The sequence below is a fragment of the Butyrivibrio sp. WCD2001 genome (genome assembly GCF_000424485.1).
Classification (GTDB): domain Bacteria; phylum Bacillota; class Clostridia; order Lachnospirales; family Lachnospiraceae; genus Butyrivibrio.
This window is the reverse complement of record NZ_AUJZ01000006.1, coordinates 146,132-171,951: the sequence shown is the minus strand read 5'-3', so window position 1 is coordinate 171,951 and position 25,820 is coordinate 146,132. Positions and strand designations below refer to the sequence as shown.

Below are 25,820 nucleotides of genomic sequence, written 5' to 3'. Positions count from 1 at the left end.
CTGCCAGTAGGGATCTGCACTTCATTGTGGTTTTGATTTTTTTCATGTTTTAGTAATCTCCTATTATTATGAAACCTGCTAAGATTGCCTTATTTACAGGTACCAATTACTTTATTTTGATATTTTTGGATTTACTCCATTTTGAATATACTATTTTAGAGCCTGTTTTCCTGAAGGTTCGGATTCTGAAATAGTATTTTTTATGTGTCTTTAGTTTTTTGATAGTTTTTGAAGTAGCCTTTGCCTTGTTAATTGTTACTGACTTAATATTCTTTTTGAAGTTTTTATCCGTGCTGTACTGGATTTCATAGCCCTTTATATTCTGGGACTGTTTTTTCCATGTAACGGTAACGCTTTTCTTTCCTGCTGTCAGTTTTGAAAGCTTTGTTGTTTTTTGATTCAGGTCGATGTTTTCTGCCTTTTTTGTATCTGCGGGAACAGCTGTTACCGGGTCATTTACGGCAGGTTCAGAAGAGTCTGACGGATTAGGCTGTTCAGTTGTTTTATCCTTCCATATTGGCCTTAGAATGATATTTCTGGTCATCTTGATGGAGGTACCGGGTGTACCCTCATTCCATCTGTCAAATTCTTTTCCTTCAGGCACAACGTAGTTGAAGGAAGGCAGTGTATAATTGGCTCCACGGTTAACCCTGGCTATAGTGGTGTATGTACTTGCCGCATTAGGAATATATCTTATTTCACATGTAGTATTATAAGGAATATATCGACTGCTCCCCGATGCTACGGGTAATTCTTTTACTATGCTTGCGTTATCAGGAACACCATCATTATTATCATCAAGAGCAAATGCGCCATCTCCGGTACTGAAATTATTCAGAGGTACGGCTACTTCTGTGATCCTGGGTGACTTTATTTCCCTTATGGTGTAACAGTAAACCATCTTTTTACAGTTGCTGCCCTTTTTTATGACAAAAGAACTAAGGTCAAGAGACTCTAGACTATCACACTCATGAAACATCATATTAAATTTCGTGACATTAGAAGTATCAAATTTGCTAAGGTCCAGGCGTTTGAGGGTACAACAGAGTCTAAACATTTCATACATTTCTGTTACTTTTGAAGTGTTAAAACTATTTAAATTGACTGATTCAAGACGGATACACCCGAAGAACATTCTTGACATTTTTGTTGCGCTACTTGTATTAAAGTTACTCAGGTCCAGTGTTCTAAAAGAATGACAGCCACTAAACATTGATGAAAAATTCCTAACCTGAGAGGTATCGAATGAGCGCAAATTCAAAGTTTCTAAACTCATACAACCATAAAACATCGATGCCATGCGATTTACCTTTGATGTATTAAAGTTTCTAAGGTCAAGCTTTTTCAATGATGTGCAACCACCAAACATATGAAACATGTCTGTAACATTAGATGTATTAAACCCGGTTACATCGATTTCCTGAAGACTTCTGCATTGACTAAACATTTGCATCATAGAGACTGCCTTTGATGTATTAAATTTGCGTACATCAAGCTTTTTCAGTTTATAGCAACCATTAAACATTGCATAAAAGTCTTCTACATTTGATGTATCAATATCTGTATTAAATTCTACGGCTTCTACAGCAGTGAAATAACTGAGTATATTGCTGGACTGTTTAGGAAAGATTATCTTTGTTGGGCAGTAGACATAAATTGATGCCTTAGCGGGATCATAGTAAGCTGTTACATTTTCTCCAACACTTTTTGAAGTGGATAGACTTGGTTTTTGGGAGGTGAATTCAATTCTTTTTATAGTTTTTTCTTCATTGATCCAGTTTAAAGTAGCATTCATGGTAAAACTCTTAAGTGCTACATTGAATTCAGGACCGCGAATTAAAGTTCCTTGTGGAGTTGCAGCTTTAGAGCTGAAAGACAAACATCCAAGTATGAAAACAAAACACATCAAGGATGTGATGACAAGTAAAAGATTTTCTTTGATTTTTTTCATGATTATTTCCCCTAAATAAATACTTTTTTCCCTCAAGCCTCAATTATATAATACGTGGCTTGAATTATAAAGCTAAATAATGCAAGGCAGGAATGGTGGTATTATTAATGTAAACGTCAATTAAAAAGTTCAGGATTGACGGAACTGTCTCAGCACCATTACGGATCCTGCCATAATTCTTGAATGTCTCCCAGTGTTTATGCGGTTTGTATTAACTTTTCAAGGGACAGATATATGTAAATCCCATTAGGGATTAGCAACTATAGTTTTAGATTCAAGGGGCGTTTGACCCCAACATCATTTATTATTCTAAAAGTGCATAAATAAAAACACCGCGACGTTTTCCTCTGAGGGATATAAGTCGCGGTGTAATAGCATCAGAATATTTAACTGAGACTATCAATTCGGTATCATCATCTCACAATGACTTTCTTTACTTTACTCCAATCACCGGAGAGGCCGTTGCTGTCAAGAGCTCGTACTCTGATATAAGCCTTGCCGGTTTTGTTGAATTTAAGTTTGTAATTATGCTTTCCGGCTTTCACGGTTTTGGTAACCAGATTCTTTGAAAACTTCTTACTTGTGGAAATCTGAATTTCATAGCCTGAAGCCTCAGTCTGCTTTTTCCAGCTGATAGCAACCTTTTTGTTTCCTAAAGAGTTCGCCTTGAGCTTCCCAATCTTTTTAACATTTGCAGAAGACGGAGCGGCACTATCAACAGTCTTTGCTGAGGTTTCATTTGAAGAAGGCACTTCTTCCCATTTTACCTGATATCTTCCGGTATGATGATGACCTTTTCCCTCCTGATCTGTCCAGCTGCAGGGCATTACTTTGATATAATTCACGCCGGCCTTTACAGCGACATCAGCTGTTGTGGTTCTTGGTGCAGCTTCAGATGCGGAGAGCATGCTTACTTCGCGAACGCAGCTGGGGGTTGAATCCCATACTGAAAATTCTGAGTTTGCAATTTTTGTTGTGAAGGTAACTCTGATCGTCATATCCTTAGAGGCATTAAACTTATAAAAATCTAATGCATCATCAACTGAAAAGAAGCCTGTAACAAGTGCTTTTTCCTGGAGATTCATGGCTGCTTCGAATTTATTGTTCGGTTCAGCTTCGTTATTTTCAGCAGGAACAAAGTTGGCCTTAAGGAGATAATCTCCGGGATTATAGTCGTACCATCCTGCAACCTTAACCCAGTAGGTACCCTTCTCCAGTGCAAGCGTGGTGGTATGTGTTTTAGGATTGTTCTTTGATGCGCCTGTCACTCCGATATCGCTGTACATTTTTGTATTATCATAGCTGGTGATATAGTAGGAAGACTGCCTGATTGTAAGAGACTGATATGTTACTGTTAAAAATCCGGCGGAATTTAAAACAACCTTGTAGTAGTCCTTTGTGCTTTCCGGAACGTGGCCGTTTACCCACTTTCCGTCAGTCGGAAGTGTTGAATAAACTCCGTCCTTGGCGGATACCTTTCCGGTGCCATCTATTTTACCTGTTGGTAATGATAGCGATATGGCTGCTGCAATAGTACACGCAATCAGTCTTTTTAGATTTTTCTGAAGTACTTGTTTGATATTTTTCCCCATGTGTTTTCCCTCCAATTAAAATTTTTCATACCGATACATAATACCATGGACTATCCGGAAAATACAGCAAATCCAAGCGGTGATGTGCGATTCATCCCCTACCGACTCGTCGGAAGGGGTTTTCTCGCTAGCCTTTCAGTCTCGATTTTTATCATATTCTTTCTTTTTTGCCTTCCTTCTTAAACCAAAATGAATAATGATGCTTCTTTCTAAAGCCGAGCCTCTCATAGAATTCCATATCGGAAATGACGTAAGCTCTTTTTGCTCCAAGCTTTTTGGCTCTGCCCAGCGCTTCAAAGATAACAGCCTTAGCAACGCCTTTTTCTCTATATGGGGGAATAGTACATACAGGCTCAACATAAACATAGTCAGTCCCTGCCATATACCATAGCAGACAACATGCCACCATTTCTCCCTTTTCATTGACCGCAACAACACCTAAATCCTTGTTAAAATGCTTCCTGATCCTTGGAATGATTTCTTCTTCACGCTCGAATTCAACTTTATCATCTCCATGGTCAAATCCCTGCCAGAAGAGCCATTGAAGTTCATAAGCATTTTCCATCGGATCCGGGCAAAAGAATTTAAGCCCGTCCGGAAGTTTCGCTTCAAGCGCATCATCAAGCTTTCTCTCCATTATGATCTCATCCTGATCGGCAATTTTAAATCCCCGTTCTTGAACCATCTCTATCTCAGTGGGATTTTCATCACAGATTGCCATTCCAAAACCGGAATCGTCTTTAAGCTCATTGCAGGCATATTCCAGAACGGCCTGATATAAATCTTTATACTCCGGAAGAACTCCGCTAAAACCCTCGCCAAAATACATATCGTAAATTGCAGCGCCAACAATTTTGTCATCCACAATCCAAAGGCCAATGGAGTTCTTTAAGCTCTTATCAAATTCAGGATGTTCAATCATCCATTCAAGTCTCGCCCAGTTCCAGTTAATGTGGCTATCATCTTTCTCATTTAATGCAATGAGAAAACCACATAATGCATCATACTTGTCATCTGTGTAGTTCTTGAATTTAATATCAGTTCTCATTCTTTTTTACATCCTCTTTGATCTTTCCAAGGTAAATGCAATAGACAATTGCTACAACAATTGTAACCACCACATAGATCTGATCCACAAGTGCGTTGTCAGCACCAAACATTGAAAAGGCATCTATCATTGAGTGAGCGATTATGCATGGGAAAATGCTTCCACTCTTGTAAAAAACTAATGTAAGAATAAATCCCCAGGAAACCGCAAAGATCACCTGAAGTATAGTTTCAAAGCTTGTCTGTCCTGTAAAAAGGTTAATAATGTGCCCCATACCAAAAGTAAGTGAAGAAACAATTATAGCTACTGCTGTTCTTTTCATACAGCTTTCTCATTTATGCTGTCTCCTTTTAAGCTCTTATACGGCGATTCTATCTTGAAGCAACTTGCACAAAGCCGCCGCATCTCCATTCACTCCATCAAATCTGTAATCCACAGCTTCAGAATCAAACAATCCATGTTTCCTCACAAGCATCTGCTCCATCAGGCAGAAAACCAATGTGTTCCTGATCAGCTATAATATAATACATTCCATCTGAAGATCATAAGGCTCATCTTCCACATAAGATGAAATTGGGTCAGAACTGAGACGGAAACCCATAGCGGAATAGAAGTTTATCGTTTCCTCAGAAGAACAACAGGATGCTGCTCTCCATCTGCTCTCTGCTGGCAGGATAAACCCTTATTCTATCTGTTTCCATCTTAATTCTCCTGTCATCAATCAAAAATCTGTCCGGGAAGCTTTAATTTCTCCTTCGGAGGGAATGTCTTGTCAAACTCCTCAACATCTGCATCTTCGACATAGTATCCCTTAGGGGTCTGATATACCCCTGTGATGCCATCAAGATATCCCGGGATCAATTCTCTACACAGGAAAAATGACGCATCCTCGCCCTCCGGAAGGTCATGGTATCTGATTCCAAACTTGCCTGCATAGTCAAATCCGCAGTGGCTGTAGAATCCGATATTTCCTTCAAAAAGAACTGCTCCAAATCCCATCTCTGCAGCCTTTTCAAGAGAATAATCCAAGATAGCCTTACCATAACCTTTTCTCTTTAATTCTGGTGTTATTCCAATTGGCCCCATGGTAAGCACATCAATAGTCCTTCCATCATCAGCCTCAATGAAAGTTTTCATGAACATGTTCTGTCCTATCAGCTTTCCATCCTGCTCCATAACAAAATCGAGTTCAGGAATAAATGCTGGATCATCTCTGAGCACATGAATTACATAGTGCTCACTGCACCCGGGACGATACACGTTCCAAAATGATTCTCTTACTAAATTTTCAACTTCTCTATAATCTTTCTTTTCTTCTAATCTGATTATGTAATTACTCATTGTTTTCTCCTCTATTTCATCGTTAAGAAATTAAAAGCTCACCAATTTCTATATGGGGGTTCCTATATCTGGCAGAACTTTTCTCTCTATTATGGTGGATAGCATTATTAGGGCAGTTTTGGATACATGCTCCGCAGCTTATACAGCTCTTTGAAAAGAGTGGACGACCATTTTCAATATGTATATTTCCCATTGGACAAAGTCTTGAACATGTGCCACATCCCGTACACGCATCGTTCACGGTAACTTCTTCTGTAATACCAATTCCTATAGGAAACTCATACTTTTTCTTGTGACTGCTTGTAATAAGTTTGCTTAAAAGCGAATTCCTTTTAACGTACTTTTTCTTTTCAACTATATCGCCCACTATCTGGTCAATTGCGTCCTGCTGCTTTTTGCTATCGCCTTCCTGTTTTTTCATGTCAGCAAAAGTAATGCAGTTCTCGCCCATTAAAACAGAATTAATATAGTCGAACTTTCTTCCATTTGCCAGAGTAATCTTGTTTACATCGTTGCAAACAGATCCGGCAAAACATCCGTAGGTTGCTATGGCGAAGAGATAGTTGCACTCCACCTTCAGTTTCTGCAAAAACTCCTCAATATATGGTGGTATACAAAGCCCGTAAACCGGAAATACTATACCTACAACATCATCTTTTATCTCATAGGTTCCCTGTTTGATCAGCTTGGGAATAGATAAACACTCTCCTCCCAAGCACTTGGCCACATGCAAGCAATTTCCAGTTGAGCTGAAATACAAAGTTTTCATTCAATATCCTCCAAATGTGTAAAACATAAACTGTATAGTAACTATACCCTTTGAAAAAAAGAAAACATGGATTACACTGATTATTTTGCTTTTTACACGGATTTTGCTCTATTGATCCATGATTGCTAAAATCCATTACTGCGTAGCAGTGTACATACTTTTACAGCTTCAAAAAAATCTTCTTCTGAAATCCCAAGCGCATGAATATCTGGCCAGACTGCGTTTTTGTAGAACCCCAGTGCTTCTTTTACAAACTCATTGAAAAGCGCATAGGTTCTGGCGTAGTCGAAAACCGGAGGAGCAACTCTTGTGTTCATCCAATCTATAATTATGAAATTGTTTTTATCTGCGACAAGCTCGGTGTTATTTGGAATCATGATATTCAAGAAATGCATATCAAGATGACAGATGCAGCTTTTGTATTTTTTAGACAGGTATTCAATTACAGAAAGCGCTTGTGATCTTTCTTCGCCAGAAAGCATGTGGTCTGCCGTAACGCTAAGAGGAAGAATTGTTGTATCGCTGATATCTGCTTCGTGTACAAAGCGGAAGGCTTTTGCTAAAAGCATAAAGCCCTGCTCCGGAGCATTTTTAGCAGATTTTTCCAACGGCTCGCCTTCAACCAAATCCATCTTGATTATATGTGGATCATCTGTGTCGTAATATTTTACCTGACAAATGCCAGCCCTATTCACGGCCTGCTGCTGTTGTTTTTCAAAAGCAATCCATTCAGCAGGATAGGATTGCTTATAAACCTTGTAAGCAAAACCATAATACAGAAAAACCTCTGCCTGGGCACCTTTACCAATAATTATTTGAGAACCATCAAAAGTCATTTACTAATTTTTCAACCTCTATATAATCTTTCTATTAATTTGCTCTCATATGTTCAATCAACATGATTGATTTCTGTTTCAACTATTTTTCTGATGGCTGAAAAATTTCGTTCCTCTAGAGTATAAAAAAAAGCCATATTCTTGCATTTCTTATAAGAGGCGCCATCCATCTGGAATGAATATCCACCGGTACATGTCGGAGAACATTTCAATCCGTTTAATTTTTTACATTCTCCGGCATTAACGATGTCTTTTTTCATATTGTCAGGAAAATCAGCAAGAATCTCGGTGTATTCACCGATGCCTGCTGCATAGATTCGCATTTTCACACCGGTTTTTCTGAATACGTAATTCAGCAGTGCTTTTCCGTTTTTTGGAGAGTTGTATGATGTCACAAAGCCGCTCTTTGCAGATTTTATTGTCCGATTACTGCCTTTCTCAGTGAGATATTTATCGAGTTCCAAAACAAACTCCTGATATTCAGCAGGTATATCATTCAAAAATAGCATAAATGTCTCGTGCATTCTAATCCTCCCCACTTGTCCAGGTCAGTTCTCCTCTATGTTTTGAATAGAATACAAACTCCTTATCGCGCTTTATTTCTTTATAGCCAAGCTTAGTATAAAAGCTATTTGTCCTGACATTCCAAACAGGAGTATCCAGTGTATACTCCTTTACTTCCGGGAACATATTCTCCACTTCCCGCATAATAAAGAGCCCATACCCTTTTCGAAAATGCTCCGGTGCAACGAATATCCTGCCAACATTTAAAACATCATTTTCCAAAAAAAGGATTGCTCCGCCAACAATGAGTCCATCATCTGTCAATTTATACAAATGCCCCTGCCGTGCCATTTTCGTATGAAATTGTAATGACATATATCCGGGAGGTCCTCCCGGTGATTCCGCACCGATCAGTACATCACTGTCAAATGCGCGCTTCGATATTCCATTCAGTGAAAGCGCATCAGAAGTACTTGCCTTTAATAACTGTAAACTCATATTGACTCCTTAACTGACCAACATTCTGACTTTGAAGGTCTTTTCTTCAGCTATATATCTTATCTCGCTATCAGTCTGATCTATGAAACTAAGAACACTTCTGGTTCCTATTCCATGATTCTCCTCATTACTAAATGGGTGTCCTTCTGCATCCAGGACGATTTTATCTGCACATGAGTTGCTGATTTCAAACAAAAGCTGACTCTTATATCTGGCTATAATATTGATCCTTCTCTCATTCTCTGGCACTTTTTCGCAAGCATGAATGGCGTTTTCAATAAGGTTGCTGATCACTATGGCAAGCTGCATCTCATCCACATTCAAATCAGCAGGTATAGTAGCAGATATATTTACTTTAATGCTCTTTTCTTCAGCAACTGCTACATAGTGTGTTATTGCTGCATTAAGCGTGGTATTTTCACAATATTTTTTTACTCCATGCGGTTCTTGACTTAGCCTTTCATTAAGACATTTAAGGGCTTCCTGTGTATTACCTTCCTGCAAAAGAGTTTGCAGAAGAGTCTCAAAATGTCTTCTGTCATGACGCATAACCCTGTCCTGTTGCATGATATTTTCTAAAACAGCAATATGCTCTTTCATAGCTATTGTTAATGTGTCTGGATTTGACAAAACATCCGCCACAAAAATCCCCCCTTTCACTATGAATTGCATTAAACTATATACTGATCCATACCTGCTATCAGTACATTCATTGATATCTCCAGGCTTTCATCTATAGAAATCGGATTGCCAAAAGAATTGTGGATCTGAAGCATAACAAACCCCTCAAGGAAAGCTCTGTAGGTTCTAAGCAGATGATTGGCCACATCTCTTTCAATTCCCATGCTATCTGTCTGCCTAAAGAAAAATGAATACAAACCTTCTGTAGCTTCAAGTAAGGACTCATCCAAATACTTGTTATACCAAAGCATTGCCTCGAATACGCCGGGATTCTCCAAAGCAAACTTATGAAATGCCCTTCCGAAATTCGCGATGTTTTCTCTTGGATCATCCGAATCAATTCCTGCCACAACCTCCTCGGAAACCTTCTTCCAACCATAAATCATAAGCTTACGATGCACATCATCTATCGTCTTTACGTGGTTATATAAAGAGGGTTTTTTGATACCTAAATAATCCGAAAGTGTTGTAACGGTCAAATATTGTAGACCCTTTTCATTTGCTAATTCAGCAGCTTTTTCTATTATTTCTTCCTTAGACAATCCTGTTCTTGGCATATTTACTCCCATCCCATTTTACTAACAATGTTAGTTATCATTATACTAACATTGTTAGTTTTGTCAACCAAAAAAGTGGGCATAAGGATTTTCTCCCTATTCCCGCAGATCAAGTTTAATGTCCTTTATAATTTTCTCTTTTCAATTATTCGCAATACATACATATTGTTCCATTTGATAACTTAAATCCGTTCTTTTCGTAAAACTTAGCCGCTGGTGCATACTCGCTTGTATAAAGAACAATGCCTGCAAGTCCTTTTTCTTTACTGTAATTTTTGACCGCATTTAATAATTGTTTACCTATTCCATGCCCTTGTCGTTCGGGAAGTACCGCCATCTCATTAATGTATATCTCTTCTTTGCTTCCGGAAATCTTACAAAGTGCGAATATACAACCTAACACTTCATCATTTTCTTCATAAACATATCCAACAAATCTTTTCTGTTCAAAAAAATCGCGAAGATATTCTGTTGCATTTTCTACTGTCCAATCTATTCCCCAATGTTCCATGGGGAATGCTTTTGCATAAATCATGCCACATTGTGCTAAGTCAATGTTCTTCATAGCTCTAATCATTTTGTTGTCCCACCATCAAGTTCTAATTTGTCTTAGCCTATCATCAAAAATTCTTTATTACCATTGCTGAATAGTTTTCTTTTCCTGAAGTTCTGTTTCTGTTGTGCCAGCCCAGGCAATGAAGCTGATATATTTTGACTTTTCCAAATATTTCTTTTATCACCATATACACCGTATCCTCCGTTAATCACCGCAACAATTCATTTACTTCATCCTTTCCTCCGGCTTTTTCTTTGAAAACCATCCACGGAATATTCCACCCTTTACTATGGAAATCACTGTAAAGAATATATCCGCAGCCAGAATGAACAGGAACGAAGGCAGCATTATTCTCGTGTAATGCTTTCCATATTCCTTCCCTCGATTAATATAGGAGGCTATCCAGATATCAAAGGTAATAATTCCACATCCAAAGAACAGAACCTCTGCTACATTCTTTAGAAAATTCAGCAAAATATTTCTGTCTAAAAAGTTTCCTGAATCAATCCCTGTAAGAATAAGGTTCAGTATCGTGACTGCAAAAACTACAACAATCATGATCCGCATCACATTCATCATGACTCCGCCGCCTATTCCTAAGCCACCGCACCACTTAATTTTACTCCTTATACAGAAGTTCTCCATGATCTGCATAAGTGGCTCATTCTGTCTGCCCTCTATAAAGCCATTATTTGCAATTGTATATACCCTGATCTTCGGGTTATTGCTTTTGCACCAGACTTCCATCTCCCTTAGAAATGGAAGTACATGAGATGGGACGCCGTCCACATAAAGCGGCATTGCAAAAACAACTGCATCCGCATCCTCAAGTTCTTTTAAGATATTCTCATAATCAGCCTTTGTACGGAGCTTCATTCTCTTTTTTGTTCCGGAAACAAAAATGCTTGTCATGCCGACGATAAAACCTGATGCAGAAAGTCTATTCTTGGGGCTGCAATCAATAAAAACCGTCTTCATATCTTCGATACCTCCAGGTCAGTGATATCATCCATAAATATAATTTCAGCAGACTGATATCCGTGGTTGATCCTGTTTCTCTCCACCATCAATTCCCACGTACTCTTTTCATTATCACTAATATCACCGTAGACTATTACCTTCCATGTGTCCTTTCTTCCGTACCTTAAAGTATGATGCATCTCCCCTCCGCGATATGTGCTCATGGGAGTTGATGTCCCAATTGACCTGTCAAGAATGTTCTTAACCTCCGGGCTGTATCCGCCGTAGCAATTCTCAGTGATGATCACAAGGTCATCAGCCTGTCCGATCACCCTGCACATTTGATGAAGAGAATCCATCATGCCACAGGTTGCCGGGTGTCTTGTCCAGCAGTCAAAGCACCCCTGGCAAGGTGCATACTTACCATCAGCCCATATCACATCCGAAAGCTTTGTGCTGACTTGCTTATGAAAATTCTCGTCAAGATCATGAATTATCATCCTCATATTTGTTCCTTCTTCACAACCTAATTATCTTCTGTTTTAACCTTTCAAAAATTCAAGAACAGCCTGATTAAACCTCCCTGGTTGCTTATTAGCTATAAAGTGATTGCGAAACTGGTATCATGTTTGTTAATGAGAGAAGAATCGGTCGCCCGATTCTTCTCTCCAAGACATGCATCAGTTATTTCCATCTTTCTTCTTCACGGGGATCCAGATTGCACTGTGATAATCCTTATCCGTCATTTCGCCATTTACACAGTCATACCATTCTGCAGATGCATTCCCGCAAAGTTCATAGTCCGGATTACCCGGAAGCCACTCATTGAAAATCTGTGTATTCAGGCTCTGCAGTGCCTCAGGAATAGGGCCGATGCAGTCAAATACTGCCCAGTCACCCATCGGAAACTCATAGACCACCATTCCTTCAGGAACTTCCCCTCCGGCATACTTCCCAGCCACAAGATACCTAAACTTTCCCTCTCCGATATCATCGATGCAGACTCCATACTCTCCAATGCAGTTCTCTACGATAGCCTTCTCATAAGGATTGGCCGGAGCATTCCCGGCATAAACATTTGCTGCATACTTCTCGCAAATCTCATCCCAGAACTTTGGAATCTCCTGATAAGCAGTATCATTATCAAATATCTTTTGAAAACCGATAACCTTAAACTGGAACATTTTTGTAATTTTACAATTCATTTGATTGCCTCCTTGAACCTGTAGTTTTACAGTCAGTGGAAGGAACGTCCTCACAGCCGCCCCATCACGGACCTGTGATGGTGTTACACCGTGAAAGCGAGAAAATGCCTTTGTGAAGCTCTCAGGCGTCTCATAGCAATAAGCGTATGCAATATCGATTACCTTATCATCCGTATTCTTCAGATCCAATGCTGCCTGATACAGCCTGCGGTTTCTGATATACTCCCCGATTCCGTATCCGGTCATCAAGGAGAATCCCTTCTGAAGAAAGAACGGAGAAATATACACCTGATCTGCCACATCCTGCGCACTGATGTTGTCTTTCAGATGTTCTTCCATATAATCAATTGCTGTGCGAATGCTGGTAAGCCACTCCATCTTATACAATCTCCTACTCCGTTCCGGCCGTTGCTAAACATACACCAACGACTCGAAACAGCCTTCCCTTTACCCTGACACAATTAGTATATCTGGTCAGTAAGTACTCATCCTGTCATTTTCTGTTCAAATCTGTCCTATTTTCAGTCCGATTAACTTAAAATTGCTGATTTCTTTGTGCCAAATAGAAACGGTATAGCTTTATTGCTTCTGAAGCGTATCCATTATTTCGAAAATCTGCTCCGATAAAATAAGTAATGCCCACTTTCTCCAAATCTTCATAAAATGTACATCCGACAGCTCCGGCAGGCGAACCTGTTATTGTATCTTCAATCACATAAGCAAGATAATTCTTTCGAGGATCGTCCTCTCGCGCCAGATTTTGTGCTTTGTTGATAACGGAGCTTTTTGTCCTGTACCTAAGGTTATGAAATCAGCTACCGAATCACCCCAAAATCCTCGCTCAGGATCAATCCAACAGATTTTGCCGATCACTGAATTTCCTTTACCGAATGTTGTTACTTTCCGTATTCGTTCACATACTTGATCACATCATTCTTTTTATTTATCTTCTCAATTATTGACGTATCTAATGAACCCAATAAATCCTCAAACTGAATCTGCGACTTTCTTCTTATTTCCTTGAGTTTCTCAGTGTCTTTCCGCTTTCTTTCTGCTTCACTCTTTGGATATCCCTGTCCAAATGGCTCAGAAAAAAGCGCTTCTATTGTCTTTTCAAAGTTATCTTCGCCTGCCCAGGTATAGTCTTCGCCTAGCGGAAGTGAAATAGCATTACCATTATTGATCTGTGCAAACAGATAAGCGTCCTTTGGCGTAGGCGCATATCCACAAATTACTCCAGGCATGCTGTTGCACGCCAGCATCATTCCCTGGCCGGACGAACAACCGGTTACAATGAAATCAACAGCGCCGCTTGAAAGTAGCAAACCAACAAGAACCGAAACATCTATATAGGAGTACTTTTCCTGCTCATCTAAAGTACAGCCAAAGTTTATGACTTCAGCATCTTTAGGGGCATATTTTTTTACAGTATTGAAAATAAGCTCATTTTTTTCAGCCTGAGAGCTCGCTTGAATTATTCCTATTCTCATAACGTCATCCTTAATGTATTTTGTGTTTACTTTTTACCTGCAATTCTGCAACAGATACATATCCTTTCTTAAGTATATCAATTATTTAAGGTATTGACGCTCTCTATAACTATTTCCGGTTCCGTCAGGTGAATATAATGAGTGCTTTTCTTAGCCTGGATCCATATTGCTCTTCTCGAATACCCTAAATACTCTTTCATGATCTCCTGCCACAGTCGTTCGATCCTAGCGGCAAAAGGACGGCTGTTTCCACCAAATTCCATGTTTTCCTTGATTGCTTCCTCAGATGAATGAGTCACAAGAATGATCGGAATATCAGGATATTTTTCCTTAGATACCATATTTTTTAACGATGCATCATCGTGAGCTAACCTATTCTCTTCCCTGCATGTGCGTAGATGCGTGGTATTTACAAGCGAATTAAGGATATCCTCATTTTGCTCCTTGGAAAAATTGGCGTAATAAAAAGGCGGTGCCTGACACATCACTTTCTTTACAAAGCCTTTCATTCCAAGCTTAGTAAGCGTTTCTAAAAAAATAAAGTTTTTACTCTTATCTACTCCGGATTTTTTAAACTCCTTCGCAGTTAATTCCTTCTTAAATCTATTATCTTCTGTAGTTAATGGGTCCAAAAGAATTAGTCCCTTTACCATCTCCGGATAGAGACCACAGAACTCGCTGGCATACAGTCCTCCCTGCGAATGTCCTATTATCACCAGCTTTTCATCATGCGGGATTTCATCTAGGAGATTCATTAATTCTTTAGCAATATTCGTAGGCGTTCTTTCTTTATCACTCTTATCACTGTGATTTATCCCGGCTCTTTCATAGACAAGCACACCGTGATTCTCTCCAAGCTCTCTTGCAAGCGCTTCCCATTCAGCTATGCATGCTCCAAGGCCCATTTCTATTACGATATCTACAGTTTTACTTCCAAAAATCTTATAATTCATGATAGCATTCCTCTTTCCGATTCATCCTACCCTTATGCCCCACGCAGAAGACTTGCCTAATGCATTTCTCCCACCATTCTCAGTACTTTACCTGCACTCTGCAAGTGTTAATACATCACAGCCCTTTTTGGCATAATAATCATACATCTCAGGCAACTTCTTCAGATCATAGCTTGTCACACAATCAGATATTACATGCACAGTGTATCCGCATTTTGCAAGGTTATAGCTTGTAGATTTCACACACCCCGTTGCATCAGCTCCAGCGATATAGAACTCTTTTATTTCATTATTTTCAATAAAGTTCGAAAACGCCTCACAGGTGAGTGCACTTGCTTTTGATTTTTCAAAAATATTGTCTGACACAACATTTAATTCCGGGACTAGCTCAGCTCCCTTGCTGCCGGGTTTAAAGGTTCTTGTTTTCTCAGACAGATTAAAATGTTTTATATAGATTACGCGCATGTCATTTTCAGATGCCCAGTTAATAGCTGCATTTACACGCTCTATGATCAATTTGTAGTTTTTTGTGATATCGTTCTGAAGGTCTATAACTATCAATGCCTTATTTTCCATAAATAATTTCCTCCTGATCTAATGGCTTATTTTTATACAGCATAACAAACAAACTGCTGTATCTTGCTCTTTTCACCAATTTATATAAGTTTTACACTGATTTATTGCAAAAAAATGCACTGTGGGTTGTGCTCCACAGTGCATATTGTCTCTCAAATTCTTATATTTATTTCAACGTTTACAGAACACTAAATGCCATGTCATACATTTCTCTGGCATCATTGGTATTTCTTATATAGTTTGGCTCATCCGGCTCATATCTGACATATTTTTCAACTTCTTCAATAAGAGCCAGGTAACATACTGCTAATGCATATCGTATTTCAGTCTCTTTTGAAAGAACTATCCTTTCTGTTGCAGTTTCATTATAGATATCCAGCTCTTTCTGTTTAGTTGACAACGGTGCTTTTTGCCCGCTACCAAGGGTTATGAAATCTGCTACAGGATCACCCCAAAAGCCTCGCTCAGGATCAATCCAGCAGATCTTGCCATCGTGATAAAGGACATTACTGTCCCACAGATCAAAATTCACCATTCGGCAAGGTATACTCATAAGGAGCTTTGCATGTTTATCAATATATGAAATAAACTTCTCCCCATCAGGGGTCTCGTATCCAAGAGCCTTACAATCCTTAACAAGATTACCCGCCATGGACTTTAGCGCATCATACCATGTATCGTGAAGTCCGGATTGTATGTAGCCAAATCTGTCATTTTTGATCCTGTGTATCTTGGCAAGCATTTCTATTTTCTGCTTCTGAACATTTTCATATTCATGATCCGAGAAATTCACAGCCCACAAAGGCTCTCCTTCCATCATCTGCATGATGAAGCAGTTACTCTTTACGATGCTTTTTGAAAAATCAGACACATATACTTCCGGGCAAAGAATATCTGTGTTTTCATGCATTTTCTCATACCAGAACACTTCTGATCCCATCATGTTTTTCTCATATGAAAGAACCGTAGCCCCCTCCGGAGGAGCTATCTTGAGGGCAGAACTCTTTCCGTCATCAAGCATTACCTTATATGCAGAATTGAACTCTCCATTACCAAGTGGTGCCATATCTGACACATTCCCAAGTTTATGGAATGCGAAAAGCTCCTTTATTTCTTCTAGGGTTGCTTCATATTTCGTTTTACTCTTGATCATTATTTAAGCCCTTTCTCTTTTTCCCACTCTGTACGCGTAATAGCATATGCGTAAGATATTTCATTCTTTGGATCAGGGTATTCTTTCACTTTTTTCATACCATTGGCCATAGCTGTTGAGTAGGAGCCAATATTGGTATACTTCATATAAGAGTAAATCTTATCATAATCTGTATTCTTAAATGCCCAGTCTCTGCATGCGCGCGCAGCTTCTTTTGCAAATCCCTGTCTCCAGAATTTCTTGTTAATGTGGTAGCCTATTTCAGGTAGCAATTCTCCATCAATATTCTGGATTGTAATACCACAATCGCCTATGAATTCCCCTGTATTTTTAAGTGTGACTGCCCAAAGGCCAAATCCATAGGTTTTGTAATTATCAAGATTCCAGGTTATCCATCCCATTGTCTTCTCTTTATCAAACGGGGCCGGATAATGCTGCATAGTCTCAGGATCAGATAATATTTCATACCAGGAATCAAAATCATCTACTGTGAATTCTCTGAGGATCAATCTTTCCGTTTCTATTTTCATGGTAGCCTCCCTGATCATTCATGCTAATCAATTATTTTTTTTGGCCATTTACAGATTCCCACCTCAAGAGCTCTTTCTTCCTTCAGATGAAAATCTGCATATTTACAATACCAGCAGCCTTTCAAGCTTGGAATTGCATCCTCTCTTGGAGTGTATGCAGGGCAAATATCTTCTGGCCACACACTTCCGTCTCTCTTAAGAATATCATAATTGTTTGCTTTATTATCCATTGCATAGCAGCAAAGAAATATATTCCCAGCCTCAAAACCTTAGTCTTAAGATTCTGAGAAGCCACGCAGACGGCCATGCTGAGCCAGTCATATCCCGGATAGACAAGGGGCGAAAACACGACCATAGCCGTATATGATAGCAGACTGATTATTCCGCATATACCAAGCTTTGTTAATTTCATAATGTGTCTCCTGTTCTGGGTTTTGTCTTAGTAGGGTGTGCATTTGAAACAAATATCATGGCATCATATGATTCATGTGGATTTCTCCATTCCCTGTAGGTATAAGGGATAGCTTTCATTACTATTCTATTAAGTCCTCCAACGGACTGATCTCCCAGGTTTCCCAAGAATATATATCCATTAATCTGAGCTGCAATGCTTGAATCATCCGGAACCTTCGAAAAGTCAAGCAAACATACGTCATTCCCACTCTTATACGCTGCTTTTGCCAGGGGATCATGCGAATATGCTGTGAAGGTTGTACGCTGCTTCTCATTCTTTGGCATATTACAGGTTGTTTTATAAAAATCTGTTCCTATGCTGAAATATGCATCCCTGCCAATCTCATCCGCAAGAATGTTTCCCATAACCTTATCTTCTCCGCCACGGAATGTTCCAAATTGTTCCATATGTCCGTTATGTCCGGACAGGAAGACCATCCTGTTGCCAAGCTGTTCTTCCTGATCCAAAATCCACATCGCATTCTCTGCCATAAAGCTGTCACGAAGTCCAAATGAGCCTGTAGGATTTTTTTCATATTCATCAAAAAGCCTGCTGTTTTGTATAAGCACATCTGCATAATGCGCTGCTGCCTGATAATGATTTTCTAACAAAAGGTCTCGTACTTCTGTAAGAATCTTTTCTCTGTCTTCCAATCTAAACTCATCCGAATATTCAGCTCCATCCATTAGCTGTTCAAGCTTGGTGGTACTGATTCCACATTCTGTCAGCGCTTCAATGACATATTTAAACTCATATTCTTTATCCTGCATGTCGAATCCATAGAATCGTATATCCTGTCCTTCTACAGCCGTCTCATTGTAAGATCTCATCCAGGATATGAGATCTGCCATCTCATCTGTTCTGTAAATCTGAAATCCAAGAGTTTCGGTTGCTTCTTCCAAAGTTCCCTCCCCTCCATGGATGTAACGGTTTATAGCTTCACAGCCACCGGTGTCTGCCTCCAGAACAAATGCTCTTATTCCTTTGTTTTCTACCATGTCCTGAAATACAAGTTTCTTTAGTTCCTGAAACTCCTTGTTACCGTGTGTTGCTTCACCAAGCGCAACAATACGAGTACCTTCAGGAACATCTATACTGGGAAGTTTATCACCTGTGATTTTCTCTGCATACTTTGCAAATTCATCTATATCCGCGCTTTTCCCTGTGCTAAATCCTCCAAAATGGCTATACACAAGACCGCAGACTACCATTACCAGCAACACAGTAGTCGTAATGATCACTCCAATAGGTTTCTTTTTTCTCTTTTTCAACTCAGTCACCTCCATTCCAAAAAATACACTACTACAGAGAAAAACAGACCTTATCAATTACACTGATAAAGGTCTGTTTTACACTTACTTTTTTGTACGAAATAGGCAAAAAATTCTTTTGTTCAGCTTAGTATTTTCGCTAACTATTTTCTTATAACCCACTACATATCATATTGAAACATCAATCGAAGCTCCATCTGAAACCGGAGCTGCCATTGCAGGCATTGATACGGTTACCCCCTGCACTACCGGGCTTCCAACCGCTGCAGAAGCTGACTGTCCACCTCCCATACCGGGAATACTTCCGGCTTTTCCAAGCTCATGCTTGATCATATCTTTAAGATATTCCATATTTGCTTTTACTATAGCCTTGTTTTCCGAAGCCCGGTGCTTTCTCTTAAGATCCTCGAAATCCTCTTTGCTCATATGCGGATCTACGACTTCCATATCTTCAAGCATCTCCATGGTTTCTTCCAACTCTTCCAGTTCTTCTTCGCCAAATTCAGAGATCATCTTGTTCAGGTCTGCCATCATTTCATCCGAAACATCAGCCCCACTTTCTTCTATCTGCGAGAGAGCTTCCTCCAGCATCTCCTCGTGCTCATCAAAGATTTGGTCTTCTTTCTCAGTGATCTTTTCTTCCTCTGCCTGCGTTATGGCACTCTGAATACCCCGGACAGCATCTTCCTGTTCGTCAAGGCGCTCATCCTGCTTCTGAGCACGAGCCACCATCTCTTCCAGTTCCAGATGATGTTTCTTTTTTCTTGCCACCATTTCCATGCGCTTTGCATGGGTTAAAGCAAACTGTAGTTCCTCAGGATCACCATCCCCCGCAGAAATCTTTCTCTTTATCTGCGTCACAGCTCTTTTTGCTGCCAGTACTGCCTGCCCGGCACTGTTTGATGTCTTGGCACTCTGGATTTTGGATGCAACCTCTTTATAATTATAGGTCGGCTTAGGCGCTGTCTCTTCCTCTGCTGCATCCGGGGAACCGGATGATGTCAGAAAATCATTTATTTTTTTATTATTCTGATCTTGCTGAGAATCCTGCTTCAGTGAGCGTATCATCTGACGCATCTGCTGTGATAATCCTTTTCTATCATCAACCTCATTGTCTGTTCTTTTGTCAAGGCTTGATACAAAAGGATTTACCGGCATCTTTCCCATAACTGTATTTTTCATGGCTCCGTCAGTTTTCTGAGCATAGAGATTTCCCTGGGCATTCTTCATGTACTGTGAACTATATAGATTATTCGAAATAAATGATATATTCATGCCGTACCTCATAACATGTAGGAATCGTATTTATACGATTCCTCTCGCGCCAGCCGCACGCTGCATAGCAGCAATTTCCACCGTGCGGCTGTGTGCATAAAACATCAGCCTCTGAAATCTATCTTTGTTCCTACCATCTGCTCGGCCTGAGTCATAACTTTTCCGGATGCATTATTGTATGAGTATGTCTGCACCTTGGAGAGAAGTTCATCCATGGAATCTGCTTCGAATGTTACATATTCCTCGTTATCTGTGATCTCAGTTTCTTCTTTATCAGTATCTGCTTTTTCTGCCTTTTTGTCCCTGGCTTTTTGGATCCGTTCTTCCTGAGCTCTCTTCTCTGCTTTCTTCCTTTCCTGCAGTTTTGCAGCCTTTTTCTCTGCAGCTTTCTTCTCGGTGCGCTTCTTCTGAAGGTCAGAAGTCTTATTTACTGTAGCAAAGAAATTCTCTTTTCCATTGGAATCAACACTCATTCCAAAGTTCTTTACACTAGCTCCGCTGCTTGTAAGTCCCATCTTAGCCTCTGACATCTTTGTCTGTGCCATGGCAATGATTCCCTCATATTTTTTGCGATATGATTCATCTGTCGCCATCCGCTCAAGCTTCTCTTCATCTATAAGAACTACCATTTTATTGGCATTGCCATAGGAGGCAGCATTCTGCTGGACCTGTGCTTTCATATCCTTGCTGACAGCAATGAACTCCATATTATGATATTTTGATTTCAGCGAATTATAGTAGTCCTTTGCCTTATCGGAAAGCTGCACATCTCCAATAGTCATCCCATATTCAGTTTTTCTGGGCACAAGTGAACTCGTGTTATCTATCGGACTCCACGCTTTTGTTTCTACTTTAGCCTGCTGAGAATTTTTTGCTGAACCAGCCTGATCTGCCCTACCTGTATCAGGAGTCTTAGACACTCCCGATTTCTCGTTATAGACACTCTGATTTATCTGCTGATATGCAGAAATACCATTAATTCCTGTCATACTGATCTACCTCCTTGTAAAAAAGCCGACATCCATTTCATTCATATATATCTAAAAACGCATAGTAAGACACTTATCCATTTCTTATATTTTTTATCGTCTTAACTACTGCTTGAATGTACCCTTAAATTATTAAAAAAGTATAAAGTTCTTTGTACCCTTAATTGTTGTACAAAAAAGGCCTTCAGAAAACAAATCCTGAAGGTCTTCCATATTACTGTAATACCAGGCTATGCCATCACTTTTGACCGGCTGATAAATACTTCCGGAGAATCGGAACTTACCTTTGTTCCTCTAAATCCAAAGATTAAGATTCATGGCAAGCTGATATGGAAGAAGTATCAGATATTATCACCATCAATAAAAAAATTCATTGAAAAAATGAATGTCATATTATGATTGGCGCGCATTGTATGAACCCCGCCATCTATTCAGCTGCCACCCTCTCACCCTAATCCTACATCCAGCGCCATCATGAGTATGAATCCCAGGGCAAAAGAAATTGTTCCAATATTCGAATGCTCACCCTCGGACATTTCCGGGATTAGTTCCTCTACTACGACATATATCATGGCTCCTGCTGCAAAGCTCAAAAGATATGGCATCAGAGGAATAAAAAATCCTGATGCAGCAATGACCAAAAGCGCACCTATCGGTTCAACAATTCCGGACAGAACGCCATAAAGAAACGTCTTTCCCTTAGGAACACCCTCACCTAAAAGCGGCATTGAAACAATTGCTCCCTCTGGAAAGTTCTGTATAGCAATACCGATTGCCAGCGCCAGAGCTCCTGTAAAAGAGATCGTGCTGTTTCCGTAAAGCCAGCCAGCACATACTATTCCTACTGCCATTCCTTCAGGAAGATTATGGAGAGTGACCGCCAGGACAAGCTTTGTTGTTCTCTTTAGCCCACTCTTTGGACCTTCCTCGTTTTTATCCAGATGCATGTGAGGCGTCACCATATCCATTACCAGAAGGAAAAGCATTCCTATCCCGAATCCGACAGATACAGGAATAAACCCAAGCTTTCCCATATCTGCTGTCTGATCAAGTGCAGGAAGCAGGAGGCTGAAAAAAGATGCGGACACCATCACCCCCGAAGCAAAGCCTGTCAGCGCACGTTGCATCTGCTGGCTCATCTCTTTTTTAAACAAAAATACACTGGCAGCGCCAAGCGCCGTTCCAAGGAATGGAATGATGATTATATTCCACATATCTTGTAGCTCCTTTCCTTTAGTAATGTCATATTTAAGTCTTATCAGGCCAGGGAACAACAATTTCAGCATTGGGTGGGTAATCTCTTTCTTGTTCCATTGTCCCCTGTTTCCCACTTACTATATTATGCCTTTTTGCGGCACATTCGTAAAATTACATAAAATCCATAATTCTTATTGAGGTATCCCCCAAAAAACAAAATATATATTCTCTTTAAAATCACTATATATCTCGGATTTTGCTACCTATTCCGAAGACTCTTCTTTTTTCACAACCTTGTCAAGCACAAGTAATTTATAAGACTATTCTCGCTAAAACCAGAGTTCACCTTTCCAACATCACGATATATTCCGGTGTTCCTTCCTCTGGTTGTCTCTTCCCGTTGAGTTTAAATCCATGTGTCTCATAAAACCTGACGGCATCTACATTCTTTTCCAAAGTCCACACAAATTTTACATCAAACTTCTCTTCCGCAAACTCTAGCAGCTTAGAGCCGATGCCTTGTCCCCAAAAGAAGTAATCCACGTATAATTCAACGATCTCTTTTCCTTCCAGATGGATCATTCCTTTAACTATGCCATCATCATATACCCAGACTTTATCCAGTAGTTCAGGAGCTCTGAATTCATCAGCGACCCTGACTACTTGCAACTCGTTAAAAGAGTAATCGTCGTTATGAAAGATTGATCTGTACTTTATTCTCTTTGTAAACACCAGGATTTCGGCAATCCTGGATAAATCCCTGAGTTCTGCTTTTCTTATCACGTTTCTGTATCCCCCTTACCGATAGATTGCCTGGTCAATGTCCATTTTCAATTGAGCATCTGATGTCATGACATCAACATCGACATACCTTCCAAGCTCAATGGCATCACCAAGGTCGAGCTTCTCGGAATACTGCCAGATTACAAAGTCCTGCACTGGGAAAAAGAAGGTATTTCTGATCCACAGCGGATTTTCTCCGATTTCTCCTCTTAAATACTTGAAATAAAAAGTCTGCGTGGTGTAAATTACGGGCTTTGTTCCATACTCCTCTTCCATGAGTGCTGAGAGTTCTTTTAGCTTTGATATAACCAGTTCTTTCTGAGGTGGATTCTTTCGCATATCACCGTACCACTCTACGTCAATTGCTGGGATCAGCTCCATTTTATATTCTTTTACAGCTTCTCTGAAGTTGTCCATCTGCGTCTCTGATGAGCTTTCAAGACTTAGGAAATGGTAAAATCCGTAGTTGATATCAGTCTTAGAGACACCATCATAATTGTCTGCCAGTTTTTCATCCACATAACCGCTTCCCTCGGTCGCCTTTATATAAGCAAAAGAAATGCCATGCCCTGAAACCCTAGGCCAGTCAATATTCCCCTGATGATGAGATACATCTATTCCCTTTATTGAATATCTTTTTGAAGCTACAGGGGCCGATACAGCTATCATAAAGCAAATCAGTGCCGCAAAAATCAAGCCCCCCACTACCAATGCTGTCTTTCGTGGTATTTTCATATATGCCAGACCTTTCTACCTGATCCTATTATTATACAGCTAATCGCCATTTTGTATTGGATTTTGGATCATAGTAGAGTCGTATTACTCTTTTCATATTCATAACAACAATCAGGCACTCAAAAACGAAGGTGTAATCTCCCACAAAAATACCGTCTTCCGTTGTGTGCGTGCCCTTTTTCTCGCTCTCTCTGTAAGCCTTTATAGTATAAGTCTCATATTCCCCATCATCATTCATAAAGCGCAGACGCAGCGGAATGATGCTTCCATCCGCCTTGTGTTCGCTGATAACATCCACTTCATCAATGACTCTGCTCATAACAAAATCTCCTGAATCTATATCCATCAAATCATCAATAGGATTATCCCCGTCAGCTATATTTTCCCTTTTAATCAGGTCTCTGTTCTTATAAGGGACATCTTCCGAGATCAGACGCTCTTTTTCTCTCAGTGCCTCCTCAAAGCCCTTAAGCGCCGAAAAGGGCATGAACTGGCTTGCCCTGTCTGCTCTTGGCATAAAACGCGCCTCCTACTTTTTGTGTCCGCCTATCTGGGCGTTTCTGGCTATCGAATTACCGGCTTCATATAGGTCCATCCCCTTTAAGACGGCATTTTTCCCATAGCGGGACTTTATCCGGTTCACCGACCTGGTCACCTTCCTGTCCTTCTCCATAACTTCGGGATCAACAAAAAAGCTGTACTGCTCAAAGCATTCGTCAAGTACGGAATTGGCGCTGAGAATAACTCTCCTTATCGGTACTATCCTGTTGGTAGTCTTATAGTAAAGCCTGACATAAGCATCCATCAGTATCCGGTAGGAATTTGTCGTAACCTGCAAGGTCATATTCCCGCCGGTAGATGGATACGTTCCTGCGCTGTAGCCTATATAAAGCGAGACATTATTGCTGACCACATGCGCCGCAACCATATCAAGCGAGAGCTCGTCCGCCATCTCCTTCACTATAATCACAGCTTCATCAAAACTGTAATCTCTCATCAGCACCTGACCGCAGGAAAGAGATTTGGAGCGGGTTCTATAGTTTTTGATGTCCTTCATGGTGCAGGATTCCCGTCCCCATGCATGGTCTATAATGTACTCCGCAAGAACTCCGAACTGTTTATACAACAAGTTTTCCGGATAAACCGCGATATCTCCCTGGGTATACATCCCAAGCGCGTTGAGCCTTCGCGCAGTTCCGGGGCCGATGCGCCAAAAATCGGTGAGCGGCCTGTGTGTCCAGAGCCTCTGTCTGTAGGATTCCTCGTTGAGCTCAGCTATGAAGTCCGGAGAATGCTTCGCCAGTATATCAAGGGCCACCTTGGCAAGATACAAATTAGTACCGATGCCACAGGTAGCCCTTAGTCCCAGCTGTTCTCTTATGTCGTTCATGATGCTCAGTGCCAGGTCATGGGGCGATAGTCCGTAAAGCTCCAGATAGGCAGTCACATCCAGAAAAGATTCGTCGATTGAATAAACATGTATATCTTCCTTAGCGACATAGCTCAGATATATCCCATAAATATCCGCGGATACATCTATATATCTCTGCATCCTGGGAGGCGCTACGATATATTCCAGGTTCCTTGGAATCTCATATATCCTGCAGCGGTTCTTAATTCCAAGGGCCTTCATGGCGGGCGTGATGGCCAGACAGATAGTCCCCTTGCTGCGCTCCTTATCAGCAACAACAAGAAGAGCCGTCATGGGATCAAGCCCCCTGTCCACGCACTCCACACTGGCATAGAAGCTCTTTAGATCAATTATGAAATATGTTCTCTGCTCTCTATCCATAGGCATACCTTTTCAAAATATCGAATGTATGTTCCGAACTTTTGTTCATTAATAGTATACCCATCGAACGAATGTTTCAAGCGAACAAAATATTAATTTTTGATGAACGGATTTTTTAGCGACA

Annotated in this window: 31 protein-coding genes; all 31 read right to left on the bottom strand. The window is 40.3% G+C overall.

Features of this window, described 5'->3' with window-relative positions; all coding sequences use genetic code 11:
- Positions 1 to 106 precede the first annotated feature (106 nt).
- On the bottom strand, positions 107 to 1,951 hold the full coding sequence (locus G630_RS23455) for a BspA family leucine-rich repeat surface protein (RefSeq protein ID WP_049946135.1): 1,845 nt from the start codon (positions 1,949 to 1,951) through the stop codon (positions 107 to 109).
- Between the two features lie 413 nt (positions 1,952 to 2,364).
- Positions 2,365 to 3,543 (bottom strand): hypothetical protein, encoded by a 1,179-nt coding sequence (locus G630_RS0107315; protein ID WP_026498192.1) that lies wholly within the window; start codon positions 3,541 to 3,543, stop codon positions 2,365 to 2,367.
- Between the two features lie 151 nt (positions 3,544 to 3,694).
- The gene (locus tag G630_RS0107310; protein WP_026498191.1) at positions 3,695 to 4,591 is read right to left on the bottom strand and encodes a GNAT family N-acetyltransferase; all 897 of its coding nucleotides are present in this window, start codon (positions 4,589 to 4,591) and stop codon (positions 3,695 to 3,697) included.
- On the bottom strand, positions 4,581 to 4,913 hold the full coding sequence (locus tag G630_RS21115) for a CPBP family intramembrane glutamic endopeptidase (RefSeq protein WP_049946134.1): 333 nt from the start codon (positions 4,911 to 4,913) through the stop codon (positions 4,581 to 4,583). Before G630_RS21115 ends, G630_RS0107310 begins: the two co-directional genes overlap by 11 nt.
- Positions 4,914 to 5,308: 395 nt before the next feature.
- On the bottom strand, positions 5,309 to 5,932 hold the full coding sequence (locus G630_RS0107290) for a GNAT family N-acetyltransferase (RefSeq protein ID WP_026498190.1): 624 nt from the start codon (positions 5,930 to 5,932) through the stop codon (positions 5,309 to 5,311).
- A 22-nt stretch (positions 5,933 to 5,954) separates the two neighbouring features.
- Positions 5,955 to 6,701, bottom strand: a complete 747-nt coding sequence (locus tag G630_RS0107285) for an EFR1 family ferrodoxin (protein ID WP_022763203.1) — start codon at positions 6,699 to 6,701, stop codon at positions 5,955 to 5,957.
- A gap of 125 nt (positions 6,702 to 6,826) precedes the next feature.
- Entirely contained in the window at positions 6,827 to 7,537 is a 711-nt protein-coding gene (locus G630_RS0107280) for a phosphotransferase (RefSeq protein WP_022763204.1), read from the bottom strand.
- Positions 7,538 to 7,590: 53 nt separating this feature from the next.
- Entirely contained in the window at positions 7,591 to 8,061 is a 471-nt protein-coding gene (locus G630_RS0107275; RefSeq protein WP_022763205.1) for a hypothetical protein, read from the bottom strand.
- Between the two features lies 1 nt (position 8,062).
- Positions 8,063 to 8,539, bottom strand: coding sequence for a GNAT family N-acetyltransferase (locus tag G630_RS21110; protein ID WP_022763206.1), 477 nt, complete (start codon positions 8,537 to 8,539; stop codon positions 8,063 to 8,065).
- A 9-nt stretch (positions 8,540 to 8,548) separates the two neighbouring features.
- Positions 8,549 to 9,181 (bottom strand): sensor histidine kinase, encoded by a 633-nt coding sequence (locus G630_RS21105; RefSeq protein ID WP_022763207.1) that lies wholly within the window; start codon positions 9,179 to 9,181, stop codon positions 8,549 to 8,551.
- Between the two features lie 29 nt (positions 9,182 to 9,210).
- Entirely contained in the window at positions 9,211 to 9,777 is a 567-nt protein-coding gene (locus G630_RS0107260) for a TetR/AcrR family transcriptional regulator (protein ID WP_022763208.1), read from the bottom strand.
- Positions 9,778 to 9,922: 145 nt separating this feature from the next.
- Positions 9,923 to 10,342, bottom strand: a complete 420-nt coding sequence (locus G630_RS23450; RefSeq protein WP_196805256.1) for a GNAT family N-acetyltransferase — start codon at positions 10,340 to 10,342, stop codon at positions 9,923 to 9,925.
- A 55-nt stretch (positions 10,343 to 10,397) separates the two neighbouring features.
- A complete protein-coding gene (locus G630_RS25590; RefSeq protein WP_022763210.1) occupies positions 10,398 to 10,520 on the bottom strand; it encodes a hypothetical protein in 123 nt (40 codons plus the stop codon).
- Positions 10,521 to 10,558: 38 nt separating this feature from the next.
- A complete protein-coding gene (locus tag G630_RS23445) occupies positions 10,559 to 11,311 on the bottom strand; it encodes a hypothetical protein (protein WP_049946133.1) in 753 nt (250 codons plus the stop codon).
- Positions 11,308 to 11,799 carry an iron-sulfur flavoprotein gene (locus G630_RS0107235; protein ID WP_022763332.1) on the bottom strand — a complete coding sequence of 164 codons (492 nt, stop codon included), beginning with the start codon at positions 11,797 to 11,799 and terminating at the stop codon, positions 11,308 to 11,310. The genes G630_RS23445 and G630_RS0107235 overlap by 4 nt, the downstream gene beginning before the upstream one ends.
- A gap of 174 nt (positions 11,800 to 11,973) precedes the next feature.
- The gene (locus tag G630_RS0107230; RefSeq protein WP_022763333.1) at positions 11,974 to 12,876 is read right to left on the bottom strand and encodes an AraC family transcriptional regulator; all 903 of its coding nucleotides are present in this window, start codon (positions 12,874 to 12,876) and stop codon (positions 11,974 to 11,976) included.
- A gap of 157 nt (positions 12,877 to 13,033) precedes the next feature.
- Positions 13,034 to 13,255 (bottom strand): GNAT family N-acetyltransferase, encoded by a 222-nt coding sequence (locus G630_RS0107225; protein WP_256379745.1) that lies wholly within the window; start codon positions 13,253 to 13,255, stop codon positions 13,034 to 13,036.
- A gap of 139 nt (positions 13,256 to 13,394) precedes the next feature.
- On the bottom strand, positions 13,395 to 13,988 hold the full coding sequence (locus tag G630_RS0107220; protein ID WP_022763335.1) for an RpiB/LacA/LacB family sugar-phosphate isomerase: 594 nt from the start codon (positions 13,986 to 13,988) through the stop codon (positions 13,395 to 13,397).
- A gap of 77 nt (positions 13,989 to 14,065) precedes the next feature.
- The gene (locus G630_RS0107215; protein ID WP_026498189.1) at positions 14,066 to 14,941 is read right to left on the bottom strand and encodes an alpha/beta fold hydrolase; all 876 of its coding nucleotides are present in this window, start codon (positions 14,939 to 14,941) and stop codon (positions 14,066 to 14,068) included.
- Positions 14,942 to 15,028: 87 nt separating this feature from the next.
- Complete coding sequence (locus G630_RS0107210; RefSeq protein ID WP_022763337.1) at positions 15,029 to 15,517, bottom strand: isochorismatase family cysteine hydrolase; 489 nt, start codon at positions 15,515 to 15,517, stop codon at positions 15,029 to 15,031.
- A gap of 178 nt (positions 15,518 to 15,695) precedes the next feature.
- A complete protein-coding gene (locus G630_RS0107205) occupies positions 15,696 to 16,670 on the bottom strand; it encodes a phosphotransferase (RefSeq protein ID WP_022763338.1) in 975 nt (324 codons plus the stop codon).
- Positions 16,670 to 17,200 carry a GNAT family N-acetyltransferase gene (locus G630_RS0107200; RefSeq protein WP_026498188.1) on the bottom strand — a complete coding sequence of 177 codons (531 nt, stop codon included), beginning with the start codon at positions 17,198 to 17,200 and terminating at the stop codon, positions 16,670 to 16,672. The genes G630_RS0107205 and G630_RS0107200 overlap by 1 nt, the downstream gene beginning before the upstream one ends.
- Before the next feature lie 23 nt (positions 17,201 to 17,223).
- Positions 17,224 to 17,430, bottom strand: coding sequence for a hypothetical protein (locus tag G630_RS25010; protein ID WP_022763339.1), 207 nt, complete (start codon positions 17,428 to 17,430; stop codon positions 17,224 to 17,226).
- Between the two features lie 178 nt (positions 17,431 to 17,608).
- Entirely contained in the window at positions 17,609 to 18,934 is a 1,326-nt protein-coding gene (locus G630_RS0107190; protein ID WP_242829914.1) for an erythromycin esterase family protein, read from the bottom strand.
- A 159-nt stretch (positions 18,935 to 19,093) separates the two neighbouring features.
- Positions 19,094 to 20,200, bottom strand: coding sequence for a hypothetical protein (locus G630_RS0107185; RefSeq protein WP_026498186.1), 1,107 nt, complete (start codon positions 20,198 to 20,200; stop codon positions 19,094 to 19,096).
- A 104-nt stretch (positions 20,201 to 20,304) separates the two neighbouring features.
- Positions 20,305 to 21,189, bottom strand: a complete 885-nt coding sequence (locus tag G630_RS0107180) for a DUF6033 family protein (protein ID WP_044958909.1) — start codon at positions 21,187 to 21,189, stop codon at positions 20,305 to 20,307.
- 446 nt (positions 21,190 to 21,635) lie between these two features.
- Complete coding sequence (locus G630_RS0107175) at positions 21,636 to 22,403, bottom strand: ZIP family metal transporter (RefSeq protein ID WP_026498184.1); 768 nt, start codon at positions 22,401 to 22,403, stop codon at positions 21,636 to 21,638.
- A gap of 325 nt (positions 22,404 to 22,728) precedes the next feature.
- Entirely contained in the window at positions 22,729 to 23,169 is a 441-nt protein-coding gene (locus G630_RS0107170) for a GNAT family N-acetyltransferase (protein ID WP_026498183.1), read from the bottom strand.
- Positions 23,170 to 23,184: 15 nt separating this feature from the next.
- Positions 23,185 to 23,904 (bottom strand): GH25 family lysozyme, encoded by a 720-nt coding sequence (locus G630_RS21080; protein WP_081667829.1) that lies wholly within the window; start codon positions 23,902 to 23,904, stop codon positions 23,185 to 23,187.
- Positions 23,905 to 23,935: 31 nt separating this feature from the next.
- The gene (locus G630_RS25325) at positions 23,936 to 24,421 is read right to left on the bottom strand and encodes a hypothetical protein (protein WP_044929133.1); all 486 of its coding nucleotides are present in this window, start codon (positions 24,419 to 24,421) and stop codon (positions 23,936 to 23,938) included.
- A 12-nt stretch (positions 24,422 to 24,433) separates the two neighbouring features.
- Positions 24,434 to 25,696 carry a Y-family DNA polymerase gene (locus tag G630_RS0107155; protein ID WP_026498182.1) on the bottom strand — a complete coding sequence of 421 codons (1,263 nt, stop codon included), beginning with the start codon at positions 25,694 to 25,696 and terminating at the stop codon, positions 24,434 to 24,436.
- Between the last annotated feature and the right edge of the window lie 124 nt (positions 25,697 to 25,820).